The organism is Carnimonas bestiolae (assembly GCF_051251145.1).
Taxonomy (GTDB): Bacteria; Pseudomonadota; Gammaproteobacteria; order Pseudomonadales; family Halomonadaceae; genus Carnimonas; species Carnimonas bestiolae.
Genome location: NZ_JBPCZK010000009.1, coordinates 1 through 15791 on the forward strand (window position 1 = coordinate 1; position 15791 = coordinate 15791).

Consider the following 15791-nt stretch of genomic DNA (forward strand, 5'->3'; position numbering starts at 1 on the left):
GTAGAAGCGCTGCAAGGCGTTAAGCTAACGTGTACTAATGGTCCGTGAGGCTTGACCATATAACCCCAAGTGGTTATGTCGAGCCGATGAAAGCGAGTTAATCCGGATACGGAGAGACGCATCTCGCTCAGCATGATTTACCGAATTCGCTATTCCCCCTTTCACTGCTGGCAAGAACGCAGAGGGAGAGGAAAGGCTGTCGAGTGCAGTTGAGACAAGGCGGAGCAAGCCGAGAGCGCGGAGTTTAGCCAGACTAAATGAGCACTTGAGGCGACGCGACAACGCCGTATCAACAAACGCAGGCGATCTTTCCGCGGGGAATGGCAACCAGCTTTGCCTGACGACCACAGCAAGCGGGCACCACCTGATCCCATGCCGAACTCAGAAGTGAAACCGCTTAGCGCCGATGGTAGTGTGGGGATTCCCCATGTGAGAGTAGGTCATCGTCAGGCATTTATTCCGAACCCTCGATTGGTTAACACCGGTCGAGGGTTTTTCTTTGGCTAGAGGAAAGGCCGTACAGCGCGGAGGCTGGCTGGCGTTATTTACCTTTCGCCCCCCGACGGATGGCCGCCCCAATCATCGTCAGGCATTTATTCCAAACCCTCGATTGGTTAACACCAGTCGAGGGTTTTTCTTTGGCTGAAGGAAAGGCCGGAGAGCGCAGAAGCCGGCTGGCGAAGCGGCCACCACCGACCGGGGCCATTCTTCCTAAACTGCTAGAGCACCGAGGCGTGCGTGAGTACCTGGCACGCTCCACGGCTCACTCTAAAGACTCCGTCAACGTCACTCGCCACGGTCGGCGAGCAAAAGCCGAGCAGGGAACTTCTAACAGTTGCATGTGATCCTAACAGCAACACTGATAACAGCTTCGCTGGTATACACTAAAGCACTGTTGCTCAATAACGCTTGCGCTTTGGCCGATAAGAGTGAAAGCTTAACAACTGCCTAATATTGTTGACGATACGATATGGTATCCTGAGCTCAGTAAAATCCAACAGGAGTAGACTAAATGCCCAGGTTTGATTCTTCGCAAACACTGAGTAACCAACAATCCTCTGCCATCCAGAGTTTCATGACCCATGTATACGCTTGGATGTGCGGTGGCCTGGCCATTACTGCAGTTGTTGCGTTTTGGCTGGCCCAAAACCCGCAGCTGGTAGCTTCGATGGTAGGTAGCACCGGCGGAATTCTGGTACTAGCGGTTATCCAGCTCGGACTTGTCTTCGTGCTCTCCGGCATGGCGCACAAGCTATCTGCGCCGGTCGCCACAGCGATGTTCGTTGTTTACTGCGCGGTGACCGGCATAACGTTCTCCAGCATCTTTCTGGCATTCACCATGTCTTCGATTGCTAGCGTATTTGCTATTAGTGCCGGGATGTTTGGCGCCATGAGCCTCTACGGGATGACCACCAAGAAGGATCTGAGCGGCTGGGGCAGCTTCCTGTTCATGGGGCTTATCGGTGTGGTGATCGCATCTTTGGTCAACATTTGGTTGAAGTCAGAAGCGCTGATGTGGGTCGTTAGCTTCATCGGTGTGGTCGTCTTTACAGGCCTTACCGCCTACGACACCCAGAAAATCAAGCAGCTTGCTGTTGCTGGCGAAACCTCCTCCTCCAATGTCGGCATTAGCCGTCATAATGCGATTATCGTGGGCGCACTCACGCTTTATCTCGACTTCATTAACCTTTTCATTATGCTGTTGCGCATCTTCGGCGACCGCCGCTGATCGACAGACAGTCGAGACACAAGAAAGGGGCTTCGGCCCCTTTTTTATTGGTCACAGAACTAGCGACATCCAGCCGCTAGCGCGAGTCTTCAGCAGGCAGAGCGATTAGCGTTACCGCCATTTCATGTAACGATAAAGAGCGCGCTGAGCATATAAATCCTCGCGATAGTTCGTCGGATAGGTCGATTTCCAATCGCATCTTGAACCGCTCGGGACGTGCTTCATCGTAGATAACGCTCGCATCGTGGAAGTAGAAAGGCTTCCGAACCAGCGGGTATAGCGCTTTATAAAGACTTTCCTTGGCAGAAAATATGCGCGTCAACCACTGGCCGCGACTCTCCGGGCTTTCAATAGAATGCCAATAAGCCAACTCTTCTTCTCTAAGAATTGCCGGCGCTAGACGCTCCGCGCGTTGAGCAGCAATCCATCCCTCAATATCGATACCCACTGCGTTTAGTTCGGTGCCTCGCGCGATTGCGGCCGCTGCGATGCCATCGCTGTGGGTCAATGATCCCAGCCAACCTTCTGGCCAACACGGGCAGCGCTCTTCCGGCAACATCCATGGCAAAGACGCGACGCGGTGCCGCTGCAGTGCTGTTTTAGCACACAGCCGGGCGGCTAAATACTCGGCCTTGCGTTTGGCTACGGCTTTGCCGAAATGATCGGGTAGAGGAATGCCGTAGCGTGCGAAATCACTGGTATTGAACGAATCAACCGAAAAGTAAGTGGCGCTAAGCGTAATCGGTAGACGACCGATCAATTGTTGGGAGAGCGCGTTAAGCAGTTGCGTAGGCAGGGGGGAGATAAAGCTCTCGCCAACCGGAGCGGAAGGCGAGAGGGCAGCTAACGGCTGCATGCTTAGATAAGCCAGATAATGAAGATAAACAGCGCCAGCGGGATAAGAAAGATGATCCATTTGACCAACTGGTACAGCGGTTGGTTGAACTTCTTGAGCTCTTTGCCCTTGCCGCGAATTTTATAAAGATATTTGAACGCACGGTTAATACCGCCGGTACGATCGCTATCGTCGTTCGGCGAAGCGGCGGCCTTCATTACCGTGTTGCTGAACCAGTGGTTGAAGGCAGCGGCCCAGCGATATTTCATCGGGCGTTCCACGTCACAGAAGAAGATCAATCGATCACTCTCTGCCTTGTTTTCTGCCCAATGGATATAGGTTTCATCGAAAAATACCGCCTCGCCGTCACGCCAGCTATAAGGCATGCCATCGACATTGATGAAGCAGCGGTCATCGTTCGGGGTACGTAGCCCAAGGTGATAACGAATCGACCCCGCGTAAGGATCGCGATGCTTCATCAATTTACTGCCGACCGGAAGTTCTGTGAACATGGCCGCTTTAATGGAAGGAATCTTGCTCACGATTTCCGTGGTAACCGGGCACAGTTCCTTGGCGGAAGGGTGGGCATCGTCGTACCACTTCAGATAGAAACGCTTCCAGCCGCGACGGAAGAAGGAGTTGAATCCAGCGTCGTCTTTCTTGTCAGAGCCCTTGATGTGATTTTCGAGCGCTTCTGCTTCGGCCCGGATTTCTTCCCAGCGGCGAGTGACCTCTTCGAGTTCAGGAAACTCACTGGCGGGATGAAAAGGACGATCAGGTACCCGCGAAAACAGGTACATAATCATGTTAATGGGCGCCAAAAAGCTGGAATGGTCGGACAGCTGGCGGGTAAACCGGTGGCGAATTCGGCCGCGTGTATGCACATAGAGAATACTGGCGGCGATATACCCCAGTACCACGATGACAATAATCCACTTGATCATGCGAAAGTCCTGAATGGCGTGATGCGAAACCCACCATGTGGGGCGCAGTGCTCAACCCTATGGGGGAACGACAATAGTGTCGCACTAGGTGTTGATACACTGCAAGGTAGGTGCCCCAGTTGGTGGGGTCAGAGGTTATTTTTCCGTGTTCACAGTGGCGTCGAAGTTAAGCGGAATATTGTCGGCGAGGTTTTGGAAGCCGACAGCTTGCAATATTGGCTGCGCGTACTGCTGCTTCAGCAAGTCGTTGGTATGCAGAGACAGCGGTTTAGCCGTCTCGATGTGATAGCTGGAATTACCGGTCCGCTGCATTTTCAGCGGTACGGTGTCGCTGCTCGAATGGTGTTTGCTGGTAATCGTCAGCTTCACATCACGAGTAATCGACTTGCCTTCGGCAATATCAAACCACTTGGGATCGACGTCGCCAGTTATTTCCGCTTTTTGCTCGCCAAGCATACCCGTCAGCCATGCGGGTACCTGTTGCAGCAAATCCAGCTGCGACAGCTCGAGCGGAAGGCTTAGATGGCCATCGTTGCTGATAGTGCCGGCAAGGCGGTTGATGTGATACACCGATTTTACATCGCCGGACGAGCGTTGATCGATAAAGGTAGCGCTGACGCGGCTCTGGTCGGGATCGAATTTCCACGCGGCCTGGCTACTCGCGCTGAAAAACAATGCCGCTCCGGCAACCAGCAATGGAGTGAAACGCATGGATATCGCCATTGGACTTCCTTGTAGAAATAGGTAGCTCATTGAAAACGCTTTAGTTATCATACGCGAATTGTGATCGGGCCTATAGCTCAGTTGGTCAGAGCAGTCGACTCATAATCGATTGGTCGCAGGTTCAAGTCCTGCTGGGCCCACCAATCATACCTCCTCCTGTTGGGTGCCAGCGATCCGAAATGGTTCCCATAGCGTTGCAAGGCAGCGCACGCCAGCTCCCGGTACATTCCCTTATTTTAGTAATATTTCTGCCATTCTGCCGCCTAGGTAGAACGATCGGTAATTCTGGTCTGTCAGGTTTCAGCCGAGATGAAAAACGGTCGATAGCTATCGACCGTTTTTGTATTTGCTCGCTAAAAGATGCCCGATCGATGAGTCGCTTAGAAGCTCACCTTACCGGTAAAGCGGAACGTACGTCCTTCGCCCCAGGTCAGTCGTTTTGTATTCTCGCCTGAGCTCACGAAGTATTCGTTATTGGTCAGGTTAGTGGCATTAATCTGGAACGACGTCTCTTTGCCCAGCAGTTGTGTCGTATTCCATGAAATGAAGGCATCGGCCGTTTCATAAGAAGGGATACTAAACGAGTTGGCAGCATCGCCAGCGCGCTTGCCAACATAGCGGCCTCCCGCACCGAAACGTAGATTGCCGCCCGCCACGGGGTGTGGCAGTTGATAAGTGGCAAACAGACCGGCAGCGTTATAGGGCACGTTTGGCTGGCGATTTCCCTTGTTTTCACCTTCCTTGTTATCGGTGTCGGTATAGGCGTAGCTTGCCAAGATGCTCAGGTTATCAGTTACGCGACCGGTAACGCTGGCTTCAATACCGCTTGATTCGACTTTTCCTGCCAACCGTTGCGCAGGGTCGCCCGCCTCATCCAGAACCGAATAGGGCACGTTCTTTTTCGTGATGTGGTAGAGCGCTACGTTCGAACTCCAGGTGCCATTGTCGTATTTAACGCCACCTTCGTATTGCCTGCCGGTTTGCGGCTTATAGGATGACTCGAGAGGATCGCTGCCGGACATCTCGTTAGGACGGAACGACTCGCTATAGTCAGCGTAAAGCGATACGTCGTTGGTTACTTTGTAAACGAAACCAACGAACGGCAGCACTCTACCGTCGTGCTCATCGGTATATTGCTCATAAGGGTGATTGGCGCCATTTTTCACTTCGAAGTATTGGAAGCGAACACCAGGCGCAAAAATCAGCCGGTCGGTCAGGTGAATGCTGTCTTTGACATAAGCCGAGGCTCCCTCGATATCCTCGCGCTCGTACTCGTTGCCCACTCGCTCAACGCGGGTGCGCTCGAGGTTTCCATAAACCGGATGGTAAGGATCGAAAAGGGGGCCTTCGGAGTCGCCCGGCACCTGCTGATCCTTGCCTTGGTAAAATTTTCCGGTGCGATTTTTATACTTCTCATAATCGGCACCCACCACTAAATCATGCCGCATGCCCCAAAGCTGTTGCTGCGAGATGTAATCCAATGCCGCGTACCAATGAGTTCGCTGCGCACTATCCTGGCTGCGATAACGGCGGGTTAACGCATGCTGGTCGGGGAAGTAGGAACGCGAATCCACCTGCTGATCGCTGTAATTATCCTGGTTCCACGCTGCTGTCAGGCGAAGGCGATTATTATCGTTGAAACGATATTCGGTGGTGGTGTTAACGGTGTGTCGGTGGCTGCTACTTTTGGAAAAGGGCTCATCCAAGCGTTTCTTGTGGCTGCCTAAGTAGTGGCCTTGGTAGTACATCGAACCACGATCGATAGGGTTTTCATCATCAAGATACTGATACGACGCATCGAAGGAGAGGTGAGCATCCTGATACGATAATTCGGGCTGAATGAAATCCTGCTTGGTTTTTCCGAAGTTGCGCCAGTAGTTTTCGTTCTTTTTCTGCCCAATCAAACGGAATGCCCAGCCTTTACCTAGCGGGCCTGTGATATCCAGATAGCTGGTGCCACCACCATGACTGCTGGCCTGAGTGCCTATGGTGCTGCTCCACTGATACTGCGGCTTTTTCGAGATCATATTGATCACGCCGCCCGGCTCTTGCATGCCATAAAGCAGTGAGGCGGGGCCTTTCAGCACTTCGATATGGTCGGTGGCGGCAGGCAGAAAATTAAGCCCAATAGGCGACTTAACGCCGTCCAATAGCACGCCGCCATCGTTGGTCCCGCCACTGAATCCACGCCTTATCAGCCCCTCTTGGGCGCCCCCAAAGTTATTGCCGATGGCGACTCCTGGGATATACCCAGTGGCTTGCTCGATGTTTTGCGGCGCGAAGTCGCTTAGCTGGCGAGCGGTAACGGTATTTGTCGTTTGCGTTTGTTCCAGGTAGGGCGTGGGCGTTTTGTCGGCTATCGAGCTTTGGCCTGCGTGATAGCTGTCGTCATCATCCGCGCTGCGTGCGCCTTGCACCGTCACTGTATCCAGCGACGAGACAGGGGCTTGCTGGGCAAGCGCTGAGTTGGCTACTGAGCCAAGAGCTCCACTGGAAAGCACCATCAGCGTGATTGAAACCGATTTCATTATTTGATTGTCCCTATGCATGACAGAAAAATTGCTGCGTTGCTCCGCAGGGAAGCTGCAGGCTCAGCGGTGCGCGAATTGTTCTTGGTGATGTCGGTGTTGGCTTGCCGAGCTAGAACGACATGATAATGAGAGTTTTTTTCATGTAAATTAAAATATCGCGTGCTGCTTGGTTTAATCAGGCATAGCGTTATCGCTTTGCTTGGACATCATCAGCTGAGCAGCACGCTTATCACGTGCGCAATTGGGAGAGAGGCGCAGGGAACCACGGGGTGATAACGAAAGGGGGCTTGGGCCAAAAAGGCTCGCTTAGCAGACTCTCCGGCGATGGCTTAATCATTAAGGTAGGAATAGAACTGTTGAGCTCGCTTGAGCCATCACACGCCATGACGGACGGCCGCGATCGCCTGGACAGCGCTACGTTAACAACTTCCTTCGAGACATTGAGGATAGGTAAGCGAATAACCGAGAGCATGCTGCGATGGAACTTAGCTTTACTTTCACTGAAGAGAAAGTAACGGGAACGAGCGTAGGGGATCAGAAAATAAAAGTAGAGGGGCGTGATAATGTGCTCATCCGTGAGCTTGGAGTGGCTCCTTCCTTGGCGCCACGCACTACCACGCAAAATGAGTTTAAATTGTTACAGCACATTGTCAATTATATTGGTTGTCTTTTTATTATCGAATGCAATATTTATGTCGCTGGGAATTCTAATTGTAAAGTAATGTATTTTAAGTAACTCTAGCGTAGCGCTGGATCCGGATCCCATCGCGTATTAATCAGTGCCGTCAGTTCGTGCATGGGTTTTCTTCGTTGGTAGTGCTTGCGTTGTTATTTCGACGGCTGGCGGCTCTCTGGCGTGGGTGAGGCAATATCTACCGTCTCTTTAGTAGTCGCTTGGCGTGGACGTCCAGGGCTGTAGCGCGCGTTGTTTGGTTTGACCGTCGCACGAGCATTGGCCTCTTCTTCCGATGCCCACACGATAGCGACACACAGTAAGACGGTGACCATCACACCTACCCATGCCCAACCACCGATGGTGATCAAACAGCCAGTGATGATGCCCAACCCTGCCAGCATAACGATGCGCATTAGATTAGGATGAATATCGAGACGTCGACCAATAAATGCGCACAGCGTGGCAGCAAGGGCAACCCACAGCAGTGAATTGATAAGCATGAGGTTCTCCATGTTTTGCTTAGCTAATAATTAAAATAGGTAATTACCCTTAATCAAGGATCTATCTTGAGGCGGGTAGGGTTTAACGGCCGCTAGTGTACTTGACTCTTTTTCCTAATAATGGATACTGTGCGACGCCTTGGAGCATAAATGATGCTTGCGATACATCGTTTTAGCATCAACAATGAGTCCTGTGAAGCAGACTCAATTAAAGGAGATTACTGATGCGACTCAAACTGTTGGCTGGTGTAAGTGCTGTAGCAGCTCTCACTGCTCTCGCTGGATGTTCTAGTGCCCCGCAATCCCAGTACGGTAAAGCGGCTGGTAATTACCAAGGCGTTTTGCCTTGCGCCGATTGCGCAGGTATCCGCACTGACCTGAAAATTACTAACGATGACGATATTTCCGGCTCTTTCAACCTTCGCAGCATTCGTGAAGGCAAGAGCGACAAAGTCCTCGAAACCAAAGGTAACCTCCAGGTTCAGGAAAACGCTGGTCCTCAGAACCTGCCGACCGTTTATGTCCTGAAAGGTTCTGATGGCAACACCATCTACAACCTGCGTCCGCTCGACAACGGCGACCTCCAGCTGCTGAAGCCTGATCAGTCTACTGCTGAAGGCAACGATGCAGTTGTGCTGAAACGTCGCTAATCGGCGTTTCAAGGTAGAAATAGTCTACCGCATCATGAAAAACCCCAGCCAATTGGCTGGGGTTTTTTTATGGAACCGTTAGCGGTGCGGCATCACCTTCGTTCAGATCATGTGGCAGCGTTTCGAATCACGCCACCACATGCGGCCCTTTAGCTATTATCGCCTTTGGGACGCTTCTGGGATTTTGTGCTGGCGTAGGCCTCTCCATGACGTGCGTCGTCAAGCTTGGCAAGCAGATGCTGGCTTTTCTGCTGGAAGGCCGCCAATTGAGTTTTCGACAGCGTGCCGCCCTGAGGTAGCTTTATGCGCATCGGGTTTACCGGGCGGTTATCGACCATGATCTCGTAGTGCAGGTGAGGACCGGTGACGCGGCCTGTGCTACCGGAAAGGGCTAGGCGTTGTCCTGCGCTGACCTGTTGACCTTCCTTGACCAGCGGACGCGATAGGTGAAGGTAGCGTGTCTTTAAGCCATCGCCGTGGTCGACGACAACCATTTTGCCGGCGAAGCGATTGTAGGCGACTTGTACGACGCGTCCCGCTGAAGGGGCACTGACCACAGTGCCGCTCGGCATTGCGAAATCGGTGCCGTAGTGGGGCGAGGTTCGGCCGGTGACCGGATGGTGGCGATGCAGGTTGAACGGGGAGCTAATGCGATAGCTGCCAATGAACGGATAGCGTTTGAACGAAGGCTCGAGGCTCTTGCCGTCCGAGGTATAAAAGCTGTCGTTGTAGCGCACTATCTTGAGATTGGCTTTTGCACCTTCATACTGCGCGGCCATTAACCGAGAGCTAACCGGAACACCCTCGACAACATCAGACTGCACCAATACCTGGAAATGGTCGCCATCGCGGGTTTGGCGGTGGAAGCTCATCTTCTTGGCGAGCACTTTGGTGAGTTCTGCGACTTCAGAGCTGGATAGCCCCGTTGACTGCGCGGATTCCCCAAAGTTGCCGTTTACCGTTCCAGCGAAGAGACGCTCGGTCTTCTCTACTTTCCCGCTGACATTGGTGAATGCGAAGTCGTTGCTGGCCTTGCTGCGTGTAAGCTCAACGCCTTTGATCGGGGAGTTCATGATGCGCAGCCCCACCAGATCGCCACTGTCGTTCAAGCGATAGGACAGCGTGGAGCCATCGTGAATGTTGGTCATTGTTGAGCGTGTTTTGGAATCCGGCGCCGACTTCAAGAGGCGCATTACTTCCGAGTATCCCATGCCAAGATTCGCGCTGACGATTCCGGTGAAGGAGTCGCCTGGCTGCACGGTGTAAACACGCCAATCGTCGGCGCTGCTGCCTTTGGCATCAATCTGGTCGGCCAGAGTAGCAGGGCTGTCCTTGCGCGAATCGTATTCAGGCTCGGAAAAATCGGCGTCAGTCGCGCTGTCGTCCTGAACAGAAGCGGCATCGCTGGAAACGCTTTGCACGGAGGCAATCAGTGCTTGTCTGTCGAGGTCAGTTGCCACCTGACGCGACTTGCCCTCAACAGAATTAATCAGTGCTACCGCGCTGGCCGCATTAACATCGCTGCCGCCGGGCGCGCTATCGACAGTGTCGGCATAGCTGTCAGGCACTAATTGTTTGATGGATTCTTCAATGGAGCGCTGCTGATCTGTCGAATCATCCTGCTGGGAAGAAGTGAAATGATGGACACCCAGCACTGCCGCCATTGTAGTAACCGGGATGATTAAAAGTACCTGTTTGCGAGGTAGTGATGAAAAAAGAGATGACATATAAATAAATACCAAAAAGAAAGAAAAAACGTACAAAATCCCGTTGTAATGATAGCGGAACAGTCGGCGTCATGCTAGAGCAGCTCGGCCTTCACGCCGGATAATTAATGAATATGGCAAGAGCCTAACAATGTTCCGGATAGGATAGCCAAACCTTATGGAACCATGACGCTCGGCAAGTACACGAAGGCAGTGGTGGGGAGCCGCAGAGGGCGAACTGAGCTAAATGCGTGCTATATGTTTATCGATACATTTCGCTGGCAGGGAATATTGAGCAATTAAGATAATATTATGGAAGCCGGGATTGCTTAGATGGAGTCACAGCTGCTTTCCATAATGTAGAAAAAAGCCACTTAACCCCATCATTGATATTATTACGCCGCTACTGCGCATAAACGGTAGCCGCTAATTTAAGCACTTACCCTTTGGCTATTAACGAGTCTTCCATAGCCAGACCGCGACATCGGGCTGGCCTGCATTACTTTAGGGGTGGCTATTTTTAGCGGCAGAGGCGCGCCAGAATACGGTCAAAGGCGTTGGCAAATTCCCGAATATCCCTTTCATGCAGGGCCTTCTGGCCGCTGGTATGTTCGCCGCTGGCGCGCAGCGTCTCGAAGAAGTCGCGCATACCGAGGCGCGCCTTGATATTGTCACGGTCGAGCGCTTCACCACGCGGCGTGATTACCAGCGCGCCTTTCTCGATGGCGTCGTGCGCCATCGGAAGATCTGCGGTAATAATTAGATCGCCCGGGCTGGCGCGTTCGACAATCAGCTGGTCGGCGGCATCAGCGCCTTGGGGAACACTCAGTGCCGAGACGTACGGCGAGCGCGGAATTGGCAATGCGTGATTAGCCACAAACGTAGCGCTGGTACCAGTGCGATTCGCCCCCTTAAGAATAATCTCACGGATTGCCCTTGGGCAGGCATCGGCGTCGATCCAAATAGCGGGCATCATCTTAAGCCTTGGCTGATTTTAACGCGTGCATGATAAACCATTCGTTGATAGAATACGCGCTCCTCACATGTGAAGACCTTTCCATCCCGGCCATTGCGTTCATTCCCTCGCGGAATTTTTCGCTCCGTTGATAGCGAGCAGTCGTATTGACGGTGCTCGAGCGGCTCGGAAGGTTGATAGTGCAGTCAGGCCGAAGGCGCTGAGCTGCATTATTGGCAAACTAGATGGATGCGAACAGCGTACACACTGTACGTTTGATTTGCTTGATGGTCGCCGCAGGTGCGCGTATCGAGCCTGTTTTTGGCAGGGTCTATGCCAGGTGCGACCTGTTGCAATCGCCATGAGCGGCGTTTGCAACCTCTCTCCCCCCGCTGTGAATGCTGCGTTCTATTTTGCTCTGTCACCTGGGAATGGTGTCCGCGCAGATCGCACAGCCTACTCAAGGTGTGAAATGACCTCGAATTCCGACGTCTCTCCGAATACTCAAATCGCCAGCTTTTCCGAACTTGAACTGCTGCCGTCTCTTTTAAAAGCACTGGACGAGCTGGGCTACGAAACGCCTTCTCCGATTCAGGCACAAACCATTCCATCGCTGTTGAAGGGCCGTGATCTTCTCGGACAAGCGCAAACCGGTACCGGTAAAACCGCCGCTTTCGCACTGCCGCTGCTCACGCGTATCAACCCCGAAGAGCGCAAGACCCAAGTGCTGGTGATGGCGCCCACCCGCGAACTCGCCCAGCAGGTCGCCGTCAATTTTGAGCGTTATGGCAAGCATCTTGGCAATTTGCAGGTGCTTACGGTTACCGGTGGTCAGGAATATCGCGATCAGTTGCGCGGTCTTCGCGGTGGTGCTCAGGTTGTGGTCGGCACGCCGGGACGTATCATCGACCACCTCGAACGTGGCTCGCTGAAGCTCGAAGACCTGCAGGCGCTGGTGCTCGATGAAGCCGACGAGATGCTGCGCATGGGATTCATCGACGACGTAGAGCGCGTGCTGCGCGATACGCCTGAATCCACCCAGCGCGTGTTCTTCTCGGCAACACTGCCGCGTGAGATCGAGAAAATTGTCAACCGCTATCTGGTCGATCCGGTCAAGGTACAGATCGAAACCAAAGCGGTCACCACAACGATCAAGCAGAAAATGTGCCGCGTAGAAGGCAATTCCAAGCTTGAGGCGCTGTCGCGCATCATCGAAGTTGAAGATGTCGATGCTGCAATCGTATTCGTTCGTACCCGTGCGGCCTGTACGACAGTCGTCGAGCAGCTCACCGCTCGTGGTGTTTCTGCAGCAGCGCTTTCTGGCGATCTCGACCAGAGCCTGCGTGAGCGCACCGTGGCACGCCTTAAACGTGGCAAGGTTGATGTCGTTGTGGCGACGGACGTAGCTGCTCGTGGTTTGGACGTTCCGCGCATCACTCACGTTATCAACTTCGATCTGCCTCACGACACCGAAGCTTACGTGCACCGTATTGGTCGTACCGGCCGTGCTGGTCGCGAAGGTACTGCGATCACGTTTGTTACCGGGCGTGAGATGCGTAAAGTGCAGTGGCTTGAACGCGCTACCGGCCAGCCTATCGAAACCATGCCGCTGCCCGACGAGCAGGCGGTGCGTGCTCATCGCGATGAACGCTTCAAAAAACGTGCTGAAGCAGCACTGGCCGAGCCTGACAACCGTCAGCGTCAGTTGGTCGATGCGCTGCTCGCTGAAGGATACGACGCCGCTGATCTCGCCGTTGTATTTGCTCAGTTGGCGCGTGCCGATGAGGCGCCGATCCACGCTATTCGCAGCAGTTCACCGCGTGATCGTCGCGACGGTGATCGTGATCGTCGTGATTCGCGTCCGCCGCGTCGCAATCGAGACAGCGCGCCACGCGAAGGCATGACGCGCTACCGCGTTGCGGTAGGGCATCGTGACGGCGTGAAGCCCGGCCAACTGGTGGGTGCACTCGCTAACGAGGGCGGTATTGAAGGTGCGCGCATCGGGCGTATTGATATTCGTCAATCGCATAGCTTGGTGGAACTTCCCAACAGCTTGCCTGCCAGTATCCTTGGCAAAATGGCACGTGCGCGTGTCGCCGGGCGTTCGCTCGAAATCAGCGAGGATTCGCAGCGTTTCGATCGTCGCAGCGAGGGCAACAGCAGTCGTCGCACCGGCTGATCACTGCTGCTAAGCACGCAGGCCCCATGACGTTTATCGTCGTGGGGCTTTTTTTTGATCAAACGCAGCCGATGGGAAACTACGCATGCGTAGTTTGGGGCAGCCGTGCTAAGTAGCTTAGACGACTACCTTCGCGCAGAAGTATCAGACATCCTGCATTGCGAGGCGGACAGCGAAGCCGAGATAAGGGAAAATGGGCGACTACGTTAATGTTGACGTAAAGTCGCATTACACTTGAGCGCTCGATGGCAAGCAATGCTACTCTAGAGCCAACCTAGAATTTCAACAAGGAGACTTCCCATGGTTGCCCATTCGCCAGACTACACCGTTGAAAAACCCGTAGAGCACCGCGGGCGTCGCATCGGTGAGTTTTTTTTCGAACTAGTGCTGTGGCTGTTGATCGGCATGCTGGTGCAGTGGCTGATGCCCGATAGCACTCATTTGGCGCTGGCAGGCGGGGGAGAGCCATCCTTTTGGAATGCCCTGGGGCTGGTAGCGCTGTTTTTCACCGTGCTGGCGTTTTTGCTGCGTGATTTTTCCGGCACCAATGCTGCCGCCACTGCGCTGAGCCTGGTGGCTACTCGTGTATTGGCAACCACCTTTGATCTGGGAATGTTCGCCTTCGGCGGCTATCTACTGACGGTTATTCTGGGGCAGAGCAGCGATACCACGCTATGGCAGCAGCTGTTCTTCTCCAACATCATCGTCTTTGTTGTCAGCCTGGTGGTGCTAGGGCTGCTGCTTTTGGTACTGCGCTGCACCAATGTGTCGCTGCTGTCGCTTTCACCGCTGGAATACAAGCCGCTAGCGAGGTTTGGCATCTATGTTTTAATTCTCGTGGTACTGGTGCTGATCGCGCTGTTTTTAGTTTAAAACTTAAGTGTTCAATAAGTGTTTTGAACGAAGAGAGCCCTAGTGGCTCTCTTCTGCTATCTACATTGCGACTTTAGTCATAAAAACTCTATTTTAGTCTTTCGCTTAATACTTTCCCGGCGATTCTAAGTGTACGCTTGGCGTCCCTGTTTGAGCCCTTGCTCATAATAAATTTCGGGCTCTATTTTGAGGTGATCATTCCATGGGAAAATTTATCGTGGCGTGCGCCGGTGTGCTGTGCGTCGGTTGTTCTGCTGTATCTTCAAATGTATTGGCATACTCCGCATTCGATCCTGATTCTGAGTACATGTTTGGCGATTGGGGCGGGGAGCGCACGCGTCTGGAAGAATCGGGCATCTTCTTTGATCTGGACTTCACTGGTGAAGGTGCGCGCAACATCGGCGGCGGGGATCGATCCAGCAGTACCACCAAGTTCGCCGACCAATTTGGCGCAGGGGTAGGCTTCGACCTTGAGAAACTGCTCGGTGTGTCGGGCGCTGACGTCTACATGAGTATCACCAACCGAAATGGTCATAACATCGGTTCCCGATTGAATTCCCCCGATTCTCTGGTATCAGGCTCTTCCACTCAGGAAGTCGAGGGCCGTGGTCCCGTTACTCGTCTGACCTCATTTTGGTGGCACCAGCGACTGTTCAATGACGCACTGGAGTTGAAACTTGGGCGCATCCCAGCAGGCGATGATTTCGGCGTTATCATCAACCATTTCCAGAACCTGGCGTTTGGCGGTAACCAGGCAGGTAACTGGGGCAATAATATTTATAATTCGCCTATTGCCCAGTGGGCAGCAATCGTTCGCTATAACTTTGCTCCCGAGGCGTATTTCCAGGTAGGCGCGTTTAACGTTAACGACAGTAACCTTGAAAACGGGCACGGTTTCAATCTGACCACCAACGGCTCACAAGGCACCCATTATCCTATCGAGGTGGGGTATACACCCAAGATTAATGGGCTACAGGGGACGTATCGCTTCGGTTACTACTATAACAACGCTGACTCCCGCAGTTGGGGCGCTCGTGAGTCGTCAACCAACGACTCAAACTCCGGCCTTTATTATGTCGCTCAGCAGCAGGTAACTCGCCAGAATAATGATGATAACCGTGGGCTGACGCTGTTCAGTTTGGGGAATATCAACCACGGCGATACTGCCGGTGTCGATCGCTATATCTCCGGTGGTTTGACCTATAAAGGGTTGTTTGACGCACGTCCCAAGGACGATATGGGTATTGGTGTTGCTTACTTACACTTCAATAACGACGTTAACGACTTCGTTGATTGGTCCAATAGCCAACATGGCACCCACTATCTGCGTCAGGGGCACGAAATCGATGCGGAAATTTACTATGGCTTCCAGCTCACCAATTATCTGAGCATTCGCCCAAATATTCAGTATGTCGTGAATCCATCTGGCGCAAGCTCGGTAGATGATGGCTGGGTATTGGGCAGCCGTATCGAAGCTACCTTTTAAATCG

General features: G+C 53.1%; 13 protein-coding genes, 1 tRNA gene and 1 rRNA gene. 8 read left to right on the top strand and 7 right to left on the bottom strand.

Features of this window, described 5'->3' with window-relative positions; translation table 11 throughout:
- Positions 1–336 precede the first annotated feature (336 nt).
- Both rrf and R84865_RS10790 read left to right on the top strand, forming a co-directional pair.
- Positions 337–452, top strand: a 5S ribosomal RNA gene (rrf, locus tag R84865_RS10785).
- Between the two features lie 560 nt (positions 453–1012).
- Positions 1013–1729 carry a Bax inhibitor-1/YccA family protein gene (locus R84865_RS10790; protein ID WP_435632314.1) on the top strand — a complete coding sequence of 239 codons (717 nt, stop codon included), beginning with the start codon at positions 1013–1015 and terminating at the stop codon, positions 1727–1729.
- Between the two features lie 76 nt (positions 1730–1805).
- Here the strand turns inward: R84865_RS10790 and R84865_RS10795 are convergent, their stop codons facing one another.
- From R84865_RS10795 to R84865_RS10805, 3 genes are all read right to left on the bottom strand, one after another.
- Entirely contained in the window at positions 1806–2645 is an 840-nt protein-coding gene (locus R84865_RS10795) for a 4'-phosphopantetheinyl transferase family protein (protein WP_435639671.1), read from the bottom strand.
- Positions 2588–3508, bottom strand: a complete 921-nt coding sequence (gene lpxO / locus R84865_RS10800) for a lipid A hydroxylase LpxO (RefSeq protein WP_435632316.1) — start codon at positions 3506–3508, stop codon at positions 2588–2590. Before lpxO ends, R84865_RS10795 begins: the two co-directional genes overlap by 58 nt.
- A 135-nt stretch (positions 3509–3643) precedes the next feature.
- Positions 3644–4231, bottom strand: a complete 588-nt coding sequence (locus tag R84865_RS10805; RefSeq protein WP_435637659.1) for a hypothetical protein — start codon at positions 4229–4231, stop codon at positions 3644–3646.
- Positions 4232–4297: 66 nt separating this feature from the next.
- On the opposite strand from R84865_RS10805, the gene R84865_RS10810 reads away from it, so the two are divergent.
- Positions 4298–4374 (top strand) — tRNA-Ile (locus R84865_RS10810).
- A gap of 237 nt (positions 4375–4611) precedes the next feature.
- On the opposite strand, the gene R84865_RS10815 is transcribed toward R84865_RS10810, so the two are convergent.
- The gene (locus tag R84865_RS10815) at positions 4612–6759 is read right to left on the bottom strand and encodes a TonB-dependent siderophore receptor (RefSeq protein WP_435632318.1); all 2148 of its coding nucleotides are present in this window, start codon (positions 6757–6759) and stop codon (positions 4612–4614) included.
- 481 nt (positions 6760–7240) lie between these two features.
- Here R84865_RS10815 and R84865_RS10820 point away from each other — a divergent pair, with 481 nt between their 5' ends.
- Positions 7241–7498 (top strand): hypothetical protein, encoded by a 258-nt coding sequence (locus R84865_RS10820; protein ID WP_435639672.1) that lies wholly within the window; start codon positions 7241–7243, stop codon positions 7496–7498.
- 92 nt (positions 7499–7590) lie between these two features.
- Here R84865_RS10820 and R84865_RS10825 read toward each other — a convergent pair whose 3' ends face one another.
- Positions 7591–7938: a hypothetical protein gene (locus tag R84865_RS10825; RefSeq protein ID WP_435639673.1), complete on the bottom strand. Its 348-nt coding sequence runs from the start codon at positions 7936–7938 to the stop codon at positions 7591–7593.
- Positions 7939–8162: 224 nt separating this feature from the next.
- Between R84865_RS10825 and R84865_RS10830 the strand changes: the two genes are divergently transcribed.
- A complete protein-coding gene (locus tag R84865_RS10830; RefSeq protein WP_435632320.1) occupies positions 8163–8588 on the top strand; it encodes a copper resistance protein NlpE N-terminal domain-containing protein in 426 nt (141 codons plus the stop codon).
- 149 nt (positions 8589–8737) lie between these two features.
- Here the strand turns inward: R84865_RS10830 and R84865_RS10835 are convergent, their stop codons facing one another.
- Positions 8738–10252: a peptidoglycan DD-metalloendopeptidase family protein gene (locus R84865_RS10835; RefSeq protein ID WP_435639674.1), complete on the bottom strand. Its 1515-nt coding sequence runs from the start codon at positions 10250–10252 to the stop codon at positions 8738–8740.
- 562 nt (positions 10253–10814) lie between these two features.
- Positions 10815–11267, bottom strand: a complete 453-nt coding sequence (locus R84865_RS10840; RefSeq protein WP_435639675.1) for a YaiI/YqxD family protein — start codon at positions 11265–11267, stop codon at positions 10815–10817.
- A 454-nt stretch (positions 11268–11721) separates the two neighbouring features.
- Here R84865_RS10840 and R84865_RS10845 point away from each other — a divergent pair, with 454 nt between their 5' ends.
- The 3 genes from R84865_RS10845 (at position 11722) to R84865_RS10855 (ending at position 15787) form a co-directional block, all read left to right on the top strand.
- A complete protein-coding gene (locus R84865_RS10845; protein ID WP_435637665.1) occupies positions 11722–13428 on the top strand; it encodes a DEAD/DEAH box helicase in 1707 nt (568 codons plus the stop codon).
- A gap of 300 nt (positions 13429–13728) precedes the next feature.
- On the top strand, positions 13729–14301 hold the full coding sequence (locus tag R84865_RS10850; RefSeq protein ID WP_435632324.1) for a hypothetical protein: 573 nt from the start codon (positions 13729–13731) through the stop codon (positions 14299–14301).
- Positions 14302–14503: 202 nt separating this feature from the next.
- Positions 14504–15787 (top strand): carbohydrate porin, encoded by a 1284-nt coding sequence (locus tag R84865_RS10855; protein WP_435632325.1) that lies wholly within the window; start codon positions 14504–14506, stop codon positions 15785–15787.
- Positions 15788–15791 lie beyond the last annotated feature (4 nt).